This window comes from Qipengyuania aurantiaca (assembly GCF_019711375.1).
In the GTDB taxonomy this organism is placed as follows: Bacteria; Pseudomonadota; Alphaproteobacteria; order Sphingomonadales; family Sphingomonadaceae; genus Qipengyuania; species Qipengyuania aurantiaca.
Map to the genome: position 1 here is coordinate 2,413,285 of NZ_CP081295.1, position 19,047 is coordinate 2,432,331.

The 19,047-nt window shown below is 63.7% G+C and carries 20 protein-coding genes; 5 read left to right on the forward strand and 15 right to left on the reverse strand.

Going from position 1 to position 19,047, the window contains the following annotated elements; translation table 11 throughout:
• Positions 1-63 precede the first annotated feature (63 nt).
• Positions 64-1,794: an AmpG family muropeptide MFS transporter gene (locus K3148_RS11755; RefSeq protein ID WP_221424957.1), complete on the forward strand. Its 1,731-nt coding sequence runs from the start codon at positions 64-66 to the stop codon at positions 1,792-1,794.
• 106 nt (positions 1,795-1,900) lie between these two features.
• On the opposite strand, the gene K3148_RS11760 is transcribed toward K3148_RS11755, so the two are convergent.
• The 5 genes from K3148_RS11760 to trpB all read right to left on the reverse strand — a co-directional run bounded on the left by K3148_RS11760 (position 1,901) and on the right by trpB (position 6,616).
• Positions 1,901-3,190, reverse strand: a complete 1,290-nt coding sequence (locus tag K3148_RS11760) for a bifunctional folylpolyglutamate synthase/dihydrofolate synthase (RefSeq protein ID WP_221424958.1) — start codon at positions 3,188-3,190, stop codon at positions 1,901-1,903.
• A gap of 8 nt (positions 3,191-3,198) precedes the next feature.
• Complete coding sequence (gene accD, locus K3148_RS11765; RefSeq protein ID WP_221424959.1) at positions 3,199-4,047, reverse strand: acetyl-CoA carboxylase, carboxyltransferase subunit beta; 849 nt, start codon at positions 4,045-4,047, stop codon at positions 3,199-3,201.
• Positions 4,044-4,844, reverse strand: a complete 801-nt coding sequence (gene trpA / locus K3148_RS11770; RefSeq protein ID WP_221424960.1) for a tryptophan synthase subunit alpha — start codon at positions 4,842-4,844, stop codon at positions 4,044-4,046. The genes accD and trpA overlap by 4 nt, the downstream gene beginning before the upstream one ends.
• Positions 4,845-5,162: 318 nt before the next feature.
• Positions 5,163-5,405 carry a hypothetical protein gene (locus tag K3148_RS11775; RefSeq protein WP_221424961.1) on the reverse strand — a complete coding sequence of 81 codons (243 nt, stop codon included), beginning with the start codon at positions 5,403-5,405 and terminating at the stop codon, positions 5,163-5,165.
• Positions 5,402-6,616, reverse strand: coding sequence for a tryptophan synthase subunit beta (gene trpB / locus K3148_RS11780; RefSeq protein ID WP_221424962.1), 1,215 nt, complete (start codon positions 6,614-6,616; stop codon positions 5,402-5,404). Before trpB ends, K3148_RS11775 begins: the two co-directional genes overlap by 4 nt.
• A gap of 91 nt (positions 6,617-6,707) precedes the next feature.
• Here trpB and K3148_RS11785 point away from each other — a divergent pair, with 91 nt between their 5' ends.
• Positions 6,708-7,019, forward strand: a complete 312-nt coding sequence (locus K3148_RS11785; RefSeq protein ID WP_221424963.1) for a chorismate mutase — start codon at positions 6,708-6,710, stop codon at positions 7,017-7,019.
• A gap of 15 nt (positions 7,020-7,034) precedes the next feature.
• On the opposite strand, the gene K3148_RS11790 is transcribed toward K3148_RS11785, so the two are convergent.
• From K3148_RS11790 to rpiB, 6 genes are all read right to left on the reverse strand, one after another.
• Positions 7,035-7,256, reverse strand: coding sequence for a hypothetical protein (locus K3148_RS11790; RefSeq protein WP_221424964.1), 222 nt, complete (start codon positions 7,254-7,256; stop codon positions 7,035-7,037).
• Between the two features lie 79 nt (positions 7,257-7,335).
• Positions 7,336-8,067, reverse strand: a complete 732-nt coding sequence (locus tag K3148_RS11795; RefSeq protein ID WP_221424965.1) for an RNA methyltransferase — start codon at positions 8,065-8,067, stop codon at positions 7,336-7,338.
• A complete protein-coding gene (gene nrdR, locus K3148_RS11800) occupies positions 8,054-8,521 on the reverse strand; it encodes a transcriptional regulator NrdR (RefSeq protein ID WP_221424966.1) in 468 nt (155 codons plus the stop codon). Before nrdR ends, K3148_RS11795 begins: the two co-directional genes overlap by 14 nt.
• Before the next feature lie 15 nt (positions 8,522-8,536).
• Positions 8,537-8,863 (reverse strand): hypothetical protein, encoded by a 327-nt coding sequence (locus tag K3148_RS13925; protein WP_247711571.1) that lies wholly within the window; start codon positions 8,861-8,863, stop codon positions 8,537-8,539.
• 12 nt (positions 8,864-8,875) lie between these two features.
• Entirely contained in the window at positions 8,876-10,159 is a 1,284-nt protein-coding gene (gene glyA, locus K3148_RS11810; protein ID WP_221424967.1) for a serine hydroxymethyltransferase, read from the reverse strand.
• Between the two features lie 7 nt (positions 10,160-10,166).
• A complete protein-coding gene (gene rpiB, locus K3148_RS11815; protein ID WP_221424968.1) occupies positions 10,167-10,604 on the reverse strand; it encodes a ribose 5-phosphate isomerase B in 438 nt (145 codons plus the stop codon).
• Between the two features lie 151 nt (positions 10,605-10,755).
• Between rpiB and K3148_RS11820 the strand changes: the two genes are divergently transcribed.
• Positions 10,756-11,967 carry a sensor domain-containing phosphodiesterase gene (locus tag K3148_RS11820; RefSeq protein WP_221424969.1) on the forward strand — a complete coding sequence of 404 codons (1,212 nt, stop codon included), beginning with the start codon at positions 10,756-10,758 and terminating at the stop codon, positions 11,965-11,967.
• A 178-nt stretch (positions 11,968-12,145) separates the two neighbouring features.
• Here K3148_RS11820 and rpoD read toward each other — a convergent pair whose 3' ends face one another.
• From rpoD to K3148_RS11840, 4 genes are read right to left on the reverse strand one after another with little or no spacing between them, the layout of a single operon-like run.
• On the reverse strand, positions 12,146-14,149 hold the full coding sequence (rpoD, locus tag K3148_RS11825; protein ID WP_221424970.1) for an RNA polymerase sigma factor RpoD: 2,004 nt from the start codon (positions 14,147-14,149) through the stop codon (positions 12,146-12,148).
• Between the two features lie 19 nt (positions 14,150-14,168).
• Positions 14,169-16,052 carry a DNA primase gene (dnaG, locus tag K3148_RS11830; protein ID WP_221424971.1) on the reverse strand — a complete coding sequence of 628 codons (1,884 nt, stop codon included), beginning with the start codon at positions 16,050-16,052 and terminating at the stop codon, positions 14,169-14,171.
• A gap of 32 nt (positions 16,053-16,084) precedes the next feature.
• Positions 16,085-16,765, reverse strand: coding sequence for a hypothetical protein (locus K3148_RS11835; protein ID WP_221424972.1), 681 nt, complete (start codon positions 16,763-16,765; stop codon positions 16,085-16,087).
• Entirely contained in the window at positions 16,762-17,214 is a 453-nt protein-coding gene (locus tag K3148_RS11840; protein WP_221424973.1) for a GatB/YqeY domain-containing protein, read from the reverse strand. The genes K3148_RS11835 and K3148_RS11840 overlap by 4 nt, the downstream gene beginning before the upstream one ends.
• 165 nt (positions 17,215-17,379) lie before the next feature.
• Here K3148_RS11840 and carA point away from each other — a divergent pair, with 165 nt between their 5' ends.
• The gene (gene carA / locus K3148_RS11845) at positions 17,380-18,558 is read left to right on the forward strand and encodes a glutamine-hydrolyzing carbamoyl-phosphate synthase small subunit (RefSeq protein ID WP_221424974.1); all 1,179 of its coding nucleotides are present in this window, start codon (positions 17,380-17,382) and stop codon (positions 18,556-18,558) included.
• A complete protein-coding gene (locus tag K3148_RS11850) occupies positions 18,555-19,037 on the forward strand; it encodes a hypothetical protein (protein WP_221424975.1) in 483 nt (160 codons plus the stop codon). The genes carA and K3148_RS11850 overlap by 4 nt, the downstream gene beginning before the upstream one ends.
• Positions 19,038-19,047 lie beyond the last annotated feature (10 nt).

Genomic DNA, 19,047 nt, shown 5'->3' on the forward strand with positions numbered 1-19,047 from the left:
TTCCTTTCTCTCTCTTGGCGCTAGTGTCGCAAAAAATATACGAAAACGGAAGGACGCTAGGGCATGGCCGAAGCGGTTGAAGAAAAGAAAAAATCCGCTTGGAAGGTTCTCGCGCTGGCGCTGAGCAACCGCAAGACCGGCTTCATGCTGATCTTCGGCTTCGCCAGCGGCCTACCTTTCGCGCTGTTCCTCGGCACGCTGTTTGCCTGGCTGACCGAGGCCGAAGTCGACCTCGAGACCATGGGCATCTTCAGCCTCATCGGGCTTGCCTACGCCTTCCAGTTCCTGTGGTCGCCGCTGATCGACAAGGTCAACATCCCCATCCTGCGCAAGCTGGGGCGGCGCAAGCAATGGATCGTGCCGGCGCAAGTCCTGCTCGGGACGATCCTCATCACAATGAGCATCCTCGATCCCAAGAGCCAGCTGGGCATGTTCAGCCTGCTCGCCGGGATTGGCGCTTTCGCCAGCGCCACGCAGGATATCGCCATCAACGCCTGGCGTATCGACGTGGCCGACGATGTGGCGACGATCGACATCCTCTCGACCGTCTACCAGATGGGGTATCGCCTTTCCTCGCTGGTGGGCGGCGCGCTGGGCCTGATCATCGCCGCGCGCATCGGCTGGCCGGAAACCTACGCCCTGATGGGCGCGATCCTTCTGTCGGTGGGCTTCGTGGGCCTCTGGGCTCCCAACGCGAGCGAAGTCGACGCCGATGTCGCGACGGAAAGCGAACTCCAGGTCCGCGCGCTGCGCAAGTCGGGCGAACTCGCACCCGGCATCCGCAACCGTGCTCTGCTGCTGGTCGGCCTGTTGTGGGCAGGAGCCATCGGCACCGTGCTGACCTTCATGGTCCTGTCCATGGCCAACGCGCCGGAAGATCGGCCCAACCCCACCGAATTCACCGCCACTTTCGGTCCGCTGATTATCCTTGCGACCATCATCCTGCCCGGCCTTATCGCCGGCTGGCTCGCCGCGCAGAAGAAGAAAGGCAGGCACGTCCTTGCCTCTGATGCGCCGGAGGCCACGGGCGGGGATTACGCGCTCGACCATCTTTACCGCGCACTTGTCCTGCCGCTGGTGGAACTGGTGGGCCGTGTCGGCTGGGCGCTGGTGCTGATCCTCGCCGTGGTGCTGACCTACCGCATTTGCGATGCGATCTGGGGCAGTTTTGCCTATCCATTCTACCTTGGCGAATTGGAATATACGAACGACGACGTTGCCTTCGCGTCGAAGTTCTTCGGTGTGGGCGCGATCATCCTTGGCCTCGCGCTGGGCGGCTTCATGCTCACCACCATCGGGCGCATGGCTACGCTGCTCATCGGCGGGATCCTCGCTGCGCTCACCAACCTGCTTTACGCCGATATGGCTGTGGGTGGGCATAACATGGCCGCGTTCAGCCAAGCCGTCGGGTTCACCTATCTTATCGAGCAGGTGCCGGGCATCGGCGATGCGGACCTTGCCAAGCTGACCATAACCATCGGCTTCGAGAACCTCGCCATCGGGATTGCCGGAGCGGCCTATATCGCCTGGCTGTCGAGCATCGTGTCGAAGAAGTTCAGCGCTGTGCAGTATGCTCTGCTGGCTTCGCTGACCTTGCTCGTCGGCACGCTGGGGCGCGGTGCGCTGGGCGAGATGATCGAGAACCAGGGCTATTACGACGTCTTCATCCTGACGACGTGGATCGGCCTCGCCGCTGCCGTGCTGGTGTGCTTCGAATGGTACCGCGAGAGCCGGGGCAAAAAGGAAGCGGGCATCGTCGCGCCCGAAGCTGGCGAAGCCGTCCCGGCGGAGTGAATTTCCTGACAGCCGTTCGGGCTGAGCTTGTCGAAGCCCTGTACTTTTCTTCTAGCGCCAAATCAGAAGTGAAGTGCGGCCCTTCGACAAGCTCAGGGCGAACGGATCATTGAGGTATCTCATTGTTGAGGCGCAAAGCTTCGCCCGCGAGATAGAGGGATCCGGAGACCAGTGCCGGAAGGCCGTCGTCGGGGAGGGCGGCGAGGGCCGAGGTCACGTCCGCGGCTGGCTTTGCTGCGGGACCGAAGGCGGCGGCCGCGTGCCAATTGTGGCCGGGCACGGGGACTACCGCGATGCTGGCGATGGAGTCGGCCAGCGGCTCGACGATGGCGCGCGGGTCCTTCGCGTCGAGCATGCCGACGATGAGATGCAGCCTCTGTCCGGCAAAATGCTCGCCAAGGATCGCTCCGGCGGAAGGATTGTGTCCGCCGTCGAGCCAGACTTCGCGGTCGCCCGTCAGCGGTCCTGGCGCGAGGCGCTGGAGCCGCGCAGGCCAGCGGACGGCGCGAAGGCCTTCCGCCATCGCGTCTCGCGACACCGAGATGTAATCCTGATGGCGCAGCATGGCGACCGCCAGCGCCGCGTTCTCCGGCTGGTGCGGGCCGGGCAGGACGGGAAGTGGGAGGGCGAGCTCGCCATGCCGATCGGCGTAATGCAGACCCGTCTCGCTCGCGCTGATCGACCATTCGCGACCGCGCATCGCGAGCGGTGCGCCGTTGCGCATGGCGGCGGCTTCGACCTCCAACGTCGCCTCATCCGGATAGGACAGCGTGACGAGCGAAGAGCCGGGTTTCGCGATACCCGCCTTCTCGAAGGCAATGCGGGCGAGAGGGATGTCCGGCACTCCGTCCTCGGGCGCGAGCAGGAAGCGCTCGTGGTCGATCCCCAGCGCCGCGATGCCGCAGGCGGCGGGCTGCTCGAGCACATTGGTCGCATCGAAGCGGCCTCCTAAGCCCACCTCGACCACGCAGGTATCCGCCGGGACGCGCGCGAATTCGGTGAAGGCGGCGGCGATGGTGACTTCGAAGAAGCTGGGATTGAGGTCCGCGCCCGCATCCAGCACCTCGGCCAGCAATTCGGCCAGGCGCTCGTCGGAAATCAGTTCGCCAGCCACGCGGATCCGCTCGTTGTAGCGCACGAGGTGGGGGCTGGTGGTGACGTGGACCTTGTAGCCTTCCGCCTCCAGCATCGCGCGCAGGAAGGCGCAGGTGGAGCCCTTGCCGTTGGTCCCGGCGACATGGAACACCGGCGGCAGCTTACGGTGCGGATTGCCGAGCCTTTCCAGCAGCGTGCGGATCGTCTCCAGCCCCAGCCGCCCTTCGGGCACACTCAGGGCCGCCAGCCGGTCCAGCTGGGCCTGCACGGCGGAATTATCGGAGCGGGCGAAGTCCCGCATGGCGCGCGTCAGGCCGCTTCGGCAGGCGCGAGATAGTCGATGATCGTCGCCAGTGTGTCCTTCAGGTCGTGGCGATGCACCACCATGTCGACCATGCCGTGCTTGTGCAGATATTCGGCGCGCTGGAAGCCGTCGGGCAGCTGCTCGCGGATTGTGTCCTGGATCACGCGCTGCCCGGCAAAGCCGATGAGCGCGCCAGGTTCGGCGATATGCACATCGCCCAGCATGGCGTAGCTTGCGGTAACGCCGCCCGTGGTCGGGTCGGTCAGCAGGACGATATAGGGGAGGCCTGCCTCTTTCAGGCGGCGCGTCATCACGGTCGCCTTGGGCATCTGCATCAGGCTGAGGATGCCTTCCTGCATGCGCGCACCGCCAGCGGCGGTCACGACGATATAGGGCGCGCGCAGCGTCAGCGCGCGCTCGGCGCCCTGGCAGAAGGCGGTGCCCACGGCCATGCCCATGCTGCCGCCCATAAAGGTGAAGTCCTGCACGCCGACGACCGCAGGCTTGCCCTCGATCGCGCCTTCGCCAACGAGGAAGGCGTCCTTATGCGGGCTCTTCGCGCGGGCCTGCTTGAGGCGGTCGGTGTATTTCTTCGAATCGCGGAACTTGAGCGGGTCTTCCTTTACATCCGGCACGGGAAGCGTCTGGAAGCCTTCGTCGAGCAGCATGGCGAGGCGCTTGTCCGCGCCGATGCGGCCGTGATGGTCGCAGCGCGGGCAGACATCCATGTTCTCGGCGTATTCCTGGCCGAAGACCATTTGCTGGCATCCCGGGCACTTGACCCAGAGATCCTTCTCGGTGGTGCGCTTGGGCAGCCAGCTGATATTGTTACGGACGCGTGTAAACCAGTTCATGGGGCGCCCTTTGCCGCCGAATGCACCGCCTTTGCAAGACTTGCCGTCAATTCGCGAAGCTTTTCCGGAGCGTCGGAGCCGTGTTCGCCGACCAGTTCGACCAGCGCGGAGCCTACGACAACACCGTCGGCGACCTTGGCGATAGCGCCCGCCTGCTCGGGCGTGCGGACGCCGAAACCGACCGCGATGGGCAGGTCGGTGGCGGCCTTCAGGCGGGCGACCGAATCCTCGATGGAGGTTTGCGCGGCCTGCTGCTTGCCGGTGATGCCCGCGACCGAAACGTAGTAGAGAAACCCGTCTGAGCCTTCCAGCACCTGCGGCAGGCGCTTCGCATCGGTGGTCGGCGTGGCGAGGCGGATAGGCGCGATGCCCGCAGCGCGCAAATCGGGGCCAAGCGCGTCGTCTTCCTCGGGCGGGATGTCGACGCAGATCACGCCATCGACGCCGGCGTCCTTCGCGGCGGAGGCGAACCAGTCGGGCCCGCGCCGGATCATCGGGTTGGCATAGCCCATCAGCACCAGCGGCACGTCCGGATGACGCTGGCGGAACTCGGTGGCGATGCGCAGCACGTCGGCGGTGGTCGTCCCCGCACCGAGCGAGCGCAAATTCGCGTTCTGGATCGCGGGACCATCGGCCATGGGATCGGTGAAGGGCATCCCCAGCTCAATCACATCCGCGCCGCCCTCGACCAGCGCGTCGAGATTGGCCGCCGTGTCGCCATCGCCTGCGGTGATGAAGCAGACGAGCGCGGGGTGGGGCTTGGAGAAGGCGTTGGAGAGGCGGCTTGGGGCGCTCATGACTTGGGCGGCAATCCTACAGCTTGGAACGGATGGAACACGGTCCTGGCGGAAAACTTCTCGGGGCCGTGAGAACGCAGGAAACCGGGCGTTTTGATGAGTTTGGAGGCGGTCATTCGACGCCCATGCCAGACCTACGTCGGTGTAGGACAGAGCCGTCTGACGAATTGAGAAGGGGGGAATGAACTCCACCGTCACCCCGGCCGCTGAGCCGGGGTCCCGCTGCCTCTCGCGCGCGGTCAGAAGAAGCGGGACCCCGGATCAAGTCCGGGGTGACGCAAGAGGGGCGAGGTTTGCAGAGGGTGTTGTGCAGGTTGGTCAAAATGGAATCCGCTCAGAAAACAGTCCGATGAGTCCTGCAGTGGCGGACAAACAGACGGCCACGACAATCGCGTTATCGGACAAATTTAGTTCACCAGTTTGAAACCACCACAACAGAGGCAGAATTACCAACGCAGAAAAGAAGACACTCAATCCGCGAGCAAGATTGAATCGCTTTTTCAGTTTGCCCAATTTCGATTGATCGCCACCGATGATCGGTCCGTCACCATCGTAGATCACATCTCCACTCCCAGCCGTTCGGCGACGGTGAAGATGTCCTTGTCCCCGCGTCCGCACAGGTTGGCGAGGATCACGCTGTCCTTCGGCATTTCCTTCGCGCGTTTTGCCACAGCCGCGATGGCGTGGCTCGGCTCCAGTGCGGGGATGATGCCCTCGGTGCGGCAGAGGAGCTGGAAGGCCTCCAGTGCCTCCTCGTCGGTGATCGCGGTGTATTCGACGCGGCCCATGTCTTTCAGCCAGGCGTGTTCGGGGCCGATGCCGGGATAGTCGAGGCCGGCGCTGATCGAGTGGCCTTCGGTGATCTGGCCGTCCTCGTCCTGCAGCAAATAGGTCTTGTTGCCGTGGAGCACGCCGGGGAAGCCGCCGAGCAGGCTTGCCGCGTGCTCGTCACCGTCGAGACCGTGGCCTGCCGCCTCGACGCCGAGCATCTTCACGTCCGGATCGTCGAGGAAGGGGTGAAACAGGCCAAGCGCGTTGGAGCCGCCACCGATGGCCGCCACCAGCAGATCGGGCAGGCGGCCGATGCGGTCCTGCATCTGCTGGCGCGCCTCCTTGCCGATCACGCTCTGGAAGTCGCGGACGAGCTCGGGGTACGGATGCGGGCCGGCGGCGGTGCCGATGATATAGAAGGTGTCGTGGACATTCGCGACCCAGTCGCGCAGGCCTTCGTTCATCGCGTCCTTCAGCGTGCCGCGTCCGCTGGTGACCGGCACGACTTCTGCGCCGAGCAGCTTCATGCGGAAGACATTGGGCGACTGCCGCCGCACGTCTTCTGCGCCCATGTAGATCACGCAGGGCAGGCCGAAGCGCGCGCAGACGGTGGCTGTGGCCACCCCGTGCTGGCCCGCGCCGGTTTCCGCGATGATGCGCGTCTTGCCCATGCGGATCGCGAGCAGGATCTGCCCGATGCAATTGTTGATTTTGTGCGCGCCTGTGTGATTGAGCTCGTCGCGCTTGAACCACACCTGCGCGCCGCCAAGTGCTTCCGTCAGCCGCTCCGCGAAATAGAGCGGGGAGGGGCGGCCCACGTAGTGCTCCAGCAGGTCGTCGAACTGCGCCTGAAATTCGGGATCGGCCTGAGCCGCGCGGTATTCGCGCTCGAGGTCGAGGACCAGCGGCATCAGCGTTTCGGCGACATAGCGTCCGCCGTAATCGCCGAAGTGGCCGCGCTCGTCGGGCTGGTTCTTGTAGGTGTTCGGATTGCTCGCCATGCCTCCCCCATGCCGAGGGATTGCGGACAAGTCGAGAGAGGCTTTGGTTTGTCCTCGACAAGCCGCATTCAACGCGCCATTCGCCCCGTCCATGGACGAGAATTACAAGCTTCCCGAAGATTGCGAGACCATGGCCGAAGTGCGCAAGGGCGTGGACGCGACCGACCGCGAACTGATGGCGCTGCTCGACCGCCGTTTCGGCTACATGCGCGCCGCAGCCCGGATCAAGACCGACCGCAGCGTGGTGCGCGACGAAGCGCGCAAGGCGGAGGTTATTGAAAACGCCCGGACCGATGCAGAAAAGCGCGACCTTCCGCATGGGAAAATCGCGCAAATCTGGGAGGTTCTGGTCGAAACCTCGATCGCTTACGAACTGGTCGAGTGGGACCGCATCCGCAGCTAAATTAGGCTCACGGCCTCAATTGCCGTTGTTGAACGCGATCCAGCCTTCTTTCGTCAGACACACCTTTTCGCGGCGGCGGCTGCTGGTGTCCATCTGGACGAAGCGGCAAATCTTCTTCTCTTCGGTCTTGGCCGGTTCCTGCGCTTCGGGCTTCTCGTCCTTCTTCTCTTCCGGCTCGTTCGCGAAAGCAGGTGCGGCGAACGTGGCAAGGGCGAGTACGGGCAATGCGAAACGCATGATATTTCCTCGAGTTGTTGGGAAGAAAGGTTCGCGGCCGGACTAATGCAAGCCCGATGAACCTACTATAAATATTCGACTAACTGCTTTTGGGGTTCCGCTGGAGGCTCGACAGCACGCCGCGCAAGGTGCGTACCTCCAGGTGATTCCAGCCCGGCTTGGTCAACACGCCCCGCAAGGTCCGACGCGTGGCGTCGGCGCGCGGTTCGGGGAGGAAATAGCCCTTGGGCTCCAGCATGGTTTCGAGATGCTGGATGAGACCTTCCAGTTCCTCCTGCGGGGCGGGGGGAAGCAGGTCCTCCTGCGTCGGCTGGACGAGGCTTTCGTGCTTCGACCACTCATAGGCACAGAGAATGACCGCCTGCGCGAGGTTCAACGAACCGAATTCCGGGTTGATCGGCACCGTCAGGATGGCGCGGGCCAGCGCCACGTCCTCGGTCTCCAGGCCGGAGCGTTCGGGGCCGAACAGGATCGCGCTGCGTCCTTCGGCCTGCGCCATTTCCCGGCTCGCTTCTTCGGGCGTGTAGACGGGCTTGGTCACGCCGCGCTTGCGCACGGTGGTGGCGTAAACATGGGCGCAGTCGGCCACGGCCTCGGCAGTGCTGTCGAACACACGCGCCTTTTCGAGCACGATATCTGCCCCGGCTGCGGCAGGCCCGGCATCGGGGTTCGGCCAGCCATCGCGCGGAGTGACCATGCGAAGCTCGACCAGCCCGAAATTGAGCATGGCGCGCGCGGCCTTGCCAATGTTCTCGCCCAGCTGCGGCCGGACAAGGACGATGACCGGCTTTCTCGCCTCAGCTGCGCTCATTGGCGGCTTCCTGCACCGTGCTGGCGAATTCCTCGAAGTCGCGCGCTTCGCTGAAGTCGCGATAGACGGAAGCGAAGCGGATATAGGCGACGCTGTCGATCTGGCGCAGGCCGTCCATCACCATCTCGCCGATCCGCTGCGAAGGGATTTCCGGCTCGCCTGCGGTTTCGACCTGGCGCTGTATGCCGCTGACGAGCTGGTCGATCCGTTCGGGCGCGACATCGCGCTTGCGGCAGGCGAGCGAGATCGACTGTTCGAGCTTGCTGCGGTCGAAAGGCTGTCGACGGTCCCCGCTTTTCACAACGGTGACTTCGCGCAGCTGGACGCGTTCGAAGGTGGTGAAGCGGGCGCCGCAGCTGGAGCACTGGCGGCGGCGGCGGATCGAGGTAGCGTCCTCGGTCGGCCGGGAATCCTTCACCTGGCTGTCGTCATGGGCGCAGAAAGGGCAGCGCATCGAATATCCGTGTGATCAGGGGCGCAGGCGCTTGTAGAGCGCCACACCGGCGCCCGCGAGACCACCTAGGACCGGGCCGACGGGCACAATGAGGCCCGCGACGATGCCAATGGCCGCGCCGGTCAGCACCGGCTTTGTCGAGGGATGTTCAAGGCCATCGACCGCCATCGCCTTGATCTCCGCCGTGGCGTCGGGGATCAGGTCCGGATCGCCATAGGGCTTGCGCGGTTCGCGTGGCTCGCGATCCTCGCGGCGCGACGAAAAGCGTTCCTTCTCTTCCTTGCGATCCGTGCTCGAGGGACGGAAATTCGTCGGCTCGCGGTCGTCGGGGATATTGCCCATGAAACGCTCTCCTTACCTTCCGGGATAGACCGGGAAGGCCTTGCACAATTCGGCGACGCGGTCACGCACGCTCTGCTCGACCTGGCCGTCGCCCTCGGCGCCGTTCTTCGACAGTCCGTCGACGACTTCGCAGATCAGCTTGCCGACCGTTTCGAACTCGGCCTCGCCGAAGCCGCGCGTGGTGCCTGCAGGCGTGCCGAGGCGGATGCCGCTGGTCACGAAGGGGCTGCGCGTGTCGTAGGGGATGCCGTTCTTGTTGCAGGTGAGCCAGGCGCGGTCGAGGCCGGCTTCGGCGGCCTTGCCCGTCACGTCCTTTGCCGTGAGGTCGACCAGCATGGAGTGGTTGTCCGTGCCGCCCGACACGACGCGCAGGCCGTTCGCCTCGATGCTCTTGGCCAGCGCGCGGGCGTTGGCGACCACCTGCTTGGCGTAGCTCTTGAATTCGGGGCGCAGTGCCTCGCGGAAGGCGACGGCCTTGGCGGCCACGACATGCATCAGCGGGCCGCCCTGCATGCCGGGGAAGACCGCCATGTTGATCGGTTTGGTGAACTCGTCCTCGTTCCACAGGATCACTCCCGAGCGCGGTCCGCGCAGGCTCTTGTGCGTGGTGGTAGTCACGACATGGGCGTGCGGGAAGGGGTTGGGGTGTTCGCCGCCGGCAACGAGGCCGGAGATGTGGCTCATGTCGACCATGAGATAGGCGCCGACTTCGTCCGCAACCTTGCGGAAGGCCTCCCAATCCCACACCCGGCTATAGGCCGTGCCGCCCGCGATGATGAGCTTGGGCTTGTGCTCTTTCGCAATCGCCATGACCTCATCCATGTCGATGAGTTCATCGTCCTTGCGCACACCATAACTGACGGGGTTGAACCACTTGCCGCTCATGTTGACCGGCGAGCCATGGGTCAGGTGCCCGCCCGAATTGAGGTCCAGCCCCATGAAGGTGTCGCCGGGCTGCAGCAGGGCGAGGAAGACCGCCTGGTTCATCTGGCTGCCCGAATTGGGTTGGACGTTGGCGAAATTGCAGCCGAACAATTCTTTCGCCCGCTCGATCGCCAGCGTTTCGACGACGTCGGCATAGTCGCAGCCGCCATAGTAGCGCTTGCCCGGATAACCTTCGGCGTATTTGTTGGTGAACACGCTGCCGGTGGCTTCGAGGACGGCGGTCGAGGCGATGTTCTCGCTCGCGATCAGCTCGATCTTGTCCTGCTGGCGCGCGAGTTCGTTGCGCACGGCGGCATAGACCTCGGGGTCGGCCTGTTCGAGCGTGTCGTTCCAGAAACGGTTGTCGGTCATGCGGGTCCTAGAGGCTGGGATTGGAGAGCTTGTCGACGCGGCGCTGGTGGCGCCCGCCGGCGAATTCGGTGTCGAGGAAAGCGGTGACGCAGGCCTTGGCCATGTCGACCCCGGTCAGGCGCGCGCCCATCGCGATGCAGTTCGCATCGTTATGTTCGCGGGCCAGGGCGGCGGAAAGTGGTTCCGAAACCAGCGCGCAGCGAACGTCTGGATTGCGGTTCACGCTCATCGAGATGCCGATCCCGCTGCCGCACAGGGCAATGCCGCGTGTCGCCGTGCCGTCGGCCACGACCCCGGCCAGCTTGTAGCCGAAGTCGGGATAATCGACGCTGTCGGTGGTCTCCGGCCCGAGGTCGGCGACCTCGTGACCCTGTTCGATAAGCCAGTCGCGCAAGGCTGCTTTGAGCTCGATTGCGGCATGGTCGGAAGCAAGGGCGATACGCATGGCCGCCCCCATAGGGACTTGGCGCGATTCTCTCCACCCCGTTTGCCCCTTCGTGCACACGAATTAACGCCGCGCGCAGAACGCGATGGGCGAAAATATTAAGCATTAACGGCTAGGTGCTTGCCTCATGCACATGCCAGTCAACTCTTCGATGATTCCCGCCGCAGTCGCCGGGATTTCGTCCGAGCCGATCGAGAACGGGTCGATCGACCGCATCCTTCACGCCGTGCGCCAGCACCTGGGGACCGAGATCGCCTTCGTTTCGCGCTATGTCGAGAACGGTGAGAAGGAACTGACCCACGTCGATTCCGATCTCGAATTGCCGATGGGGCCGGGCTTTCGCGATCCGCGCGAGAACAGCTATTGCTGGCACATCGCCGAAGGGCGCCTGCCCGAACTGATCCAGGACCCGGCGGATCATCCCTTAACACAGGATATTGCGATTACGCATTTCCTGCCCGTGGGCTGCCATTTGAACGTGCCGCTGCGCCTCTCGGACGGGTCGCTCTATGGCAGCTTCTGCTGCCTCAGCCGCTCGCCCGATCGCACGATGAACGAGCGCGATATCGGCGTGTTGCGCGCTTTTGCCGCGCTTGCGACCGAGCAGATCGAGACGCATCTCGACACCGACTACCGCCTCAGCCGCATCGACAAGCGTATCACCAAGCTGATCGGCGACCGCGCGATGCAGATCCACCAGCAGCCGATCCATTCGATCAAGGAAGGCAAACCGGTCGGGGTTGAGTGCCTCGCGCGCTTCCCGGATGCGATGATGCGCGGACCGGACAAATGGTTCGAGGAGGCGGCCGAGATCGGTCGCGGGCTGGAGCTTGAGCTGCTGGCGGTCGAATGCGCCCTTGAAAGCCTCAAGCAGGTGCCGAAGGACTTCTATGTCTCGGTGAACGCGTCACCCGACACGATCATGTCGGGCGCGCTCCACCAGGTGCTGGAACGGGCGGGCAAGAAGAACCTCGTGGTCGAGGTGACCGAGCACCAGCAGGTCGACGATTATGCGGCGCTCAAAAAGGCCTTGAAGCCGATCTCGAAATACGCCCGCGTTGCCATCGACGATGTGGGTTCGGGCTATGCCGGCTTGCGCCATCTGGTCGACCTTGGACCCGACATGCTCAAGCTCGACATGACGCTGACGCGCGACATCCATCAGGACCTCGCGCGCTGTGCGCTGGTCGGCGCGATGGTGCGCTTTTCGGAGGCGATCGGCTCAAAGCTGATCGCCGAGGGTGTGGAGCACGCGGAAGAGGCCGAAGTGCTGAAGAAGCTCGGCGTCGAGTACGCGCAGGGCTATTATTTCGGCAAACCGATGCCGGTCGAGGACGCGGTCAAGCACCTCAAGAAGGGCTGAATTTCCCGGAAGCCGTAAAGCGCAGCAGACACAGAAAAGCCCCGGCACCCTAAGGTGTCGAGGCTCCTGATGATGACTCCGTAAAGAAGCTCATCATAACCAGATGATTTTTACATCGTCTGATACTGTACCAATGATCGGGAGCCGTTCGGGTTCCCGACTTTAAGCAAAATCCCCGTTACTGATCGAGGAACGAACGCATCTTGCGGCTGCGGCTCGGGTGCTTGAGCTTGCGCAGCGCCTTGGCCTCGATCTGGCGGATACGTTCGCGCGTCACCGAGAACTGCTGGCCGACTTCTTCCAGCGTGTGGTCGGTGTTCATGCCGATGCCGAAGCGCATGCGCAGCACGCGTTCTTCGCGCGGGGTGAGGCTGGCAAGGACTCGGGTGACCGTTTCCTTGAGGTTCGCCTGAATCGCCGCGTCGACCGGGATAATCGCGTTCTTGTCCTCGATGAAATCGCCAAGGTGCGAATCTTCTTCGTCTCCGATGGGCGTCTCGAGGCTGATCGGCTCCTTGGCGATCTTCATCACCTTGCGCACCTTTTCGAGCGGCATGGAGAGCTTCTCCGCCATCTCTTCAGGTGTCGGTTCGCGGCCTTGGTCGTGCAGAAACTGGCGCGAGCAGCGGACTAGCTTGTTGATCGTCTCGATCATGTGGACCGGGATACGGATCGTGCGCGCCTGGTCGGCGATCGAGCGGGTAATCGCCTGGCGGATCCACCAGGTCGCATAAGTGCTGAACTTGTAGCCGCGGCGGTATTCGAACTTATCGACCGCCTTCATCAGGCCGATGTTGCCTTCCTGGATCAGGTCGAGGAACTGCAGGCCGCGGTTGGTGTATTTCTTCGCGATGGAGATCACGAGACGCAGGTTCGCCTCGACCATTTCCTTCTTGGCGATACGCGCCTCGCGCTCGCCCTTCTGGACCATGTTCACGATGCGGCGGAATTCAGGCAGGGCCATGCCGGTGGCGCTGGCGATGTCGCTGATTTCCGTGCGAATACGGTCGATCGCATCGCCTTCCTTCTCGGCGAAGGCAGCCCACTTCTTGTCCTTGAGACGACCGTCCATCCAGTTGTCGTCGAGCTCGTTGCCGATATAGGCGTCGAGGAAGTCGACGCGCTTCACCTTATGGCGTTCGGCAAGGCGCAGCATCTGGCCGCCGAGCGCGGTGAGGCGACGGTTGAAGGCGTAGAGGTTGTCGACCAGGAATTCGATCTTGGTCGCGTGGAACTGGACGCTCTCGACCTCGGCGGTGAGCTGGTCGGACAGCGCTTCGTACTTCTTTTCCTTGGCGGCCGGGAAGGTCTCTCCGCGGCCCAGGACCTCGACACGCTCGGCCTGGAGCTTCTCGAACTTGCCGAAGAGGTCCTTGATGCGGGCGAAACGTTCGATGGCGTCGGGCTTGAGGGCCGCTTCCATCTGGGCGAGCGACATGGTGTTGTCCTCGTCCTCGTCCTCGTCCGACTTCGAGGAACCTTCCTCGCCGTCTTCGCCTTCGGAATCCTCGTCCGAATCGTCGTCATCGTCGTCCCGGATGGTGGGGCCGGCGGTCTCTTCCGAGATCTCGCCGTCGTCATCATCGTCTTCGGCGTCGTCGTTGAGCTTGTCGGCCGGAGGCTCCTTGGACAGCATGGCGTCGAGATCGAGGATCTCGCGCAGCTGCATTTCCTCGTTGTTGAGCGCTTCGGACCACTGGATGATCGCGTGGAAGGTAATCGGGCTTTGGCACAGGCCCATGATCATCATGTCACGGCCGGCCTCGATACGCTTGGCGATGGCGATTTCGCCCTCGCGGCTGAGCAATTCGACCGCACCCATTTCGCGCAGGTACATGCGGACCGGATCGTCGGTCCGGCCTTCCGAAGCGGCTTTCTTAGCAGGCGCCTTCTTGGCGTCCTTTTCCTTGGCCGACGGGGCAGGCGCGATTTCCTCGACCTCGTCCTCGGGCTCGGCGTCCTCGTCATGCTCGACGATCTGCACGCCCATTTCGGAAAGCGCGGACTGGATGTCCTCGATCTGGTCGGAACTCATCTCGCCCTGGGGCAGCGCGTCGTTGAGCTCGTCATAGGTGACGTAGCCCTTTTTCTTCGCCTTTGTGATGAGCTTCTTGATCGACGCCTCGTTGAGATCGATCAGGGGTGCGTCGTCCTTGTCGCCAGACTTCGATTTGGTGGCCATAAACTGCAATCGGTCCGTTTTATGCGTCGCCTTCGGGCTGGTTGCCCTCGGCGCCTGAATTCGTGTTGGCCGGCTTAGCGGCCTTTCGACTTGCCATTTTTCCGAGTCGTGCCTCGAACTCGAGCTTCCGTTTCAACAAACGCTGTTGTTCGGCGAAAGCTCCCTCGGGGTCGGTCTCGAATCGCGCAGTCGCCGCAGCGAGCGCAGCTTCGAGGGCCGGTCTTTCGACCAGCAACGACACGGCTTCAGCCAGATCCTCGCGCGCATCAACCGGGTCTGTGCCTTTGTCGAGAAAGGCGAAATAAGTGTTTGCCGGTGGGGCGGGAAGGCCTCCGGGCAGGGATATGGGCGATTCGGCGTGCGAATCAAGCGTTTCCGCAGCGGCAATCAACGAATCTATCGCAGGGCCGACATTCCGGTCACTCGCGGCAAAGCGAGAAAGCGCCGCTTCATGGCTCAGGATAGTATCTGGAAAGCGCAGCAATCCGTGGATGACCGCTACCGCGAGCGCATCGCGCGACCCGCCCGCCATGGCCCTTTTGAGCCGCGCTTCGGTCTCAGGCGAAAGGCGCGGGGGAGGGGCGTTGAAGCCGCCCTTCTTCCACTCGCCCCGCGGCTTGAATTCGCGTGGTGCTCGCGGTGGAAAGGCAAAGGCGGAGAAGCGGTCGAGCAGTTCCTTGCGGTAAAGCGCGCGAATATCGTCGTGCTGGATTGTCTCGGTATGCGCGAGCAGCCGCGCTTTGAGGCCCGCCTTCTCTTCCGGCGAGGTGAGGGGTTGGGCGTCGCGCTCGAACGCCCAGAGCGTATCGAGCAGGCTGGCGGGCGAGGACAGCAATTCCTCCATCGCGCCAACGCCGCTTTCCTTGAGGAGGTCGTCCGGGTCCTTGCCCGCGGGCATGCGGACGATGGAGAGCGAATGGCCGGGCCGCAGCATGGGCAGGACGCGCCCGATCGCGCGCATGGCAGCGCGCTGTCCGGCGTTGTCGCCATCGAAGCACAGGATCGGCCGCTCGACCTGACGCCAGAGCAGCTCGATCTGGTTCTCGGTCAGGGCCGTTCCGAGCGGGGCGACTGCTTCGGCGATGCCTGCGTTGGCAAGCGCGATGGCGTCCATATAGCCTTCGACCACAACGATCCGTCCGCTCTGGCGCGCGGCGGGAGCGGCGCGGTGGAGGTTGTAGAGCGTGCGCCCCTTGTCGAAGAGCGGCGTATCGGGACTGTTGAGGTATTTGGGCCCGTAGGCGTCGCTGTCGAGGATACGGCCACCAAAGGCGATCACCCGGCCGCGCGTGTCCTGGATCGGCAGCATAAGGCGACCGCGAAAACGGTCGTAGGGATCCTTGTCCTCGACCTCGATCCGCATACCCGCCTCGATCAGCATGCGCTCGTCGAACTGCGAGAGGGCGGATTTCAGCGCCTGCCGGTCCTCCGGCGCGAAGCCGAAGCCGAATTCGCGCACCACGCTATCGGAAAAGCCCCGCCGCTTGAGATAGGCTCGCGCTTCCGCTCCTTGCGGAGTGGCCAGTTCGCGTACGAACCATTCCTGCGCTGCGGCGGTGACATCGTGGAGGCTGGCGCGCTTCTCGGCGCGTTCGGCCGCGCGCGGATCGGGGGCGGGGACTTCCATCCCAGCCTCAGCAGCCAGTTCCTTCACCGCGTCCATGAAGGGCATGCCTCGCTGGTCGGTCAGCCAGCGGATTGCATCGCCATGCGCTTCGCAGCCGAAGCAGTGGTAGAAGCCCTTCTCGTCGTTGACGTAGAAGCTGGGCGTCTTCTCGTTGTGGAACGGGCAACAGGCCTTGAACTCACGCCCCGCCTTGGTGAGGCGCGTGGTCCGGCCGATCACGGCGGACAGCGTCGTCCGCATGCGCAATTCGTCCAGCCATTGGGGTGAGAGGGCCATCGGCCCCCTCTATAGCGACAGGGCGATGATCGCTAGTTCGCGGCCGGTGCCTCTGCCGGTTTTTCTTCCGCAGGGAAGGGGCCCATTGCGCTGATCTGGTTGCCCATAACTTCCAGAAGAAACGCATCTGCGGGTCCAGCCGGGGGCTGGGTGGTCTGCCACCAGAAGGTGACGGTCGAACCCTGCTGCCAGTCGGGCGTACCAGTGACGCGCCAGATCAGCCGGCCATCGTCGACAGTCACGCCGACCGCGTCCTCGCTGCCGAAGGCGGTCTGAGCCTGGCTGCGCGAATAGCCGATGGAGCCATTAAACCCGTGGGCGCGCTCCGTAGTCCTAAACAGGGTGGGCGGGGCTTCCACGACCTCGGGCCCCGAAGTCGGTTCCGCGGCGCTGACGCCGTCGAGGGTAATCTGATGGACGAAGGTGTAGACCGTGCCTTGCGGCATTTCATCGGGGAGGCACTCCTTAACACCTTCGGGGCAGGCCACATAGCTGACGATGCGACCGATCTCACCGCCGCCTAGCATCAGGGGGGCTTCCGGCTCGGGACCCTGCGGGCCTTCGATCTTCGCGCCGAGGCTGTCGATGTCGAGTTCCGCAGGCACGAGAGTGCGCGGTTCAGCAACTGTCGGGGAGGGCGTAGGCGTCGGTTCGGGTTCGCTCTGCGAACAGGCCGCGAGCGCCAGCGGAGCGATCAGCAGGACGCGCTTCACGATAGGGCCTCCTTAACGAGGCCGCTCGCCTTGGTCATGTCGAGCGTCGCGCCATGGCGCGCCTTCAGCTCGCCCATGACCTTGCCCATGTCCTTCATGCCGTCGGCACCCGTATCGGCCTTGATCTGGGCGATGGCCGCGCGGGTTTCCTCCTCGCTCATCTGCTGGGGCAGGAACTCCTCGATCACGACGAGCTCGGCCTTTTCCTTTTCGGCCAGCTCCTGTCGCCCGCCGTCTTCGTACATGGCGATCGATTCCTTGCGCTGCTTGGCCATCTTCATCAGCACGTCGGTGACGAGTTCGTCGTCCTCCGGCTTCTTGTCGGCGGTGCGCAGTTCGATGTCGCGATCCTTGATCTTCGCGCCGATCAGGCGGAGCGCGGCGGTGCGTTCCTTGTCCTTGGCCTTCATGGCGGTCACGGTCTCGGACTGGATTTTTTCGCGGAGCATTGTGTCTCTTCTATTGTCTAAGCTGTGGAAGTTTCTCGGCCCATGTAATGGAAGGCCGCAGAAAGCCAAGTGTTCCACCGCATGGCGGCTTGACGGGAATCGCTGCGGTCCCTAGCGGCTGGGACTTAGCACACATCGCTGGAAACCCCTGACCCGGAGCGCCCCATGGCCCTGTCCGCATTCTCGCACGCGCAACCCAAAGGCGCGACTGGCGTCATCGTCTTTGCGGATGGTACCTGTATTTGGGGGAAAGGCTTTGGTGCCAGCGGAAGCGCGGTAGGCGAAGTCTGCTTCAACACCGCCATGACCGGCTATCAGGAGGTGATGACCGATCCCTCCTACGACAGCCAGATCGTCACCTTCACCTTCCCGCATATCGGCAATGTCGGCGCGAACGAGGAAGACGTCGAAAGCCGCGGTCTCGGCGCCGTAGGCCTGGTGGTACGGCAGGACGTCACCCGCCATTCCAATTTCCGCGCCCGCGACGAGTTCGTCGAATGGTGCGTGCGTCATGGCAAGATCGGCTTGTCCGGCGTCGACACGCGCGCGCTGACCCGCCGCATTCGCATCCAGGGCGCCCCTAACGCGGTGATCGCGCACAATCCGCGCGGCCAGTTCGACATGAAGGCGCTGAAGAAGCAGGCCGCCGAATGGAGCGGTCTCGAAGGCCTGGACCTCGTGCCCGGCGTGACGCGCGACGCGCATGAGGAATGGAAGGGCGGTTACTGGCAGCTTGGCACAGGCTATTCTGAGGCCGACAACGCCAAGCCGCATGTCGTCGCCATCGACTATGGCGCGAAGGATAACATCTTCCGCAACTTCGTGAAGGCGGGTGCGAAGGTGACGGTGGTCCCTGCGCGCACGAGCCTCGAAGATATTCTCGCGCTCCAGCCGGATGGCGTGTTCCTCTCCAACGGTCCGGGCGATCCGGCGGCCACGGGCGAATACGCCGTGCCGGTGATCAAGGGCCTGCTGGACCGCGACATCCCGCTCTTCGGTATATGCCTCGGCCACCAGATGCTGGCACTGGCGGCGGGTGCGAAAACGGCCAAGATGTTCCAAGGGCACCGCGGTGCGAACCATCCCGTGCAGCGGGTCGGGGAGGGCTGGGGCGAGAGCACCGGCCTCGTCGAGATCACCAGCATGAACCACGGTTTTGCCGTCGACGCCGAGACACTGCCCGAAAACGTCCAGCAGACGCATGTCTCGCTTTTCGACGGGAGCAATTGCGGCATCTCGATCCGTGGCAAGAAGGCCTTCGGCGTGCAATACCATCCCGAAGCTTCGCCGGGGCCGCAGGACAGTTTTTACCTGTTCGAGAAATTCGTGGGGATGTTGGGATGACGGGTTTGACGCGCTTGGCAAAAGGCACGTTTGCTGCCGCTCTTGTTTTCGGCCTTGGCGCCTGCGGAAACGACGCCGAAACGCAGGTAAGCCGCAACGCCGATGGGATGCCGCAGGGCGACACCGGCTGGCAGGTGCGCGAGGAAGGTGAAGGTCTTCGCATGCGGCGCCAATTCGACCAATTGACGCTTGTCTACGCACTCGAACCCAAGACCGGCGGTGTGGGCGCGACGCTGACTGCGCGCGCTGCTCCCTGTCTTGGCGGTAAGGGCGAATTCGAAGTGGAAGACAAATTTACCCCGCTCTCCGCCGACGAGGCCAGCGAACTCACCGATATCCGCGATCGCATGGAAGGCCTGGTAGGCCGGGTCGCGGATCGCTGCGATATTCCGGACAAGGTCCGCAACCAGATCACCGCCGGTTTCGACGGCCTGTTCTTCCGCACTTCCGGCCAGCGCGCGGCCGTTTCCGGCTCCTAGACGAAAGCTC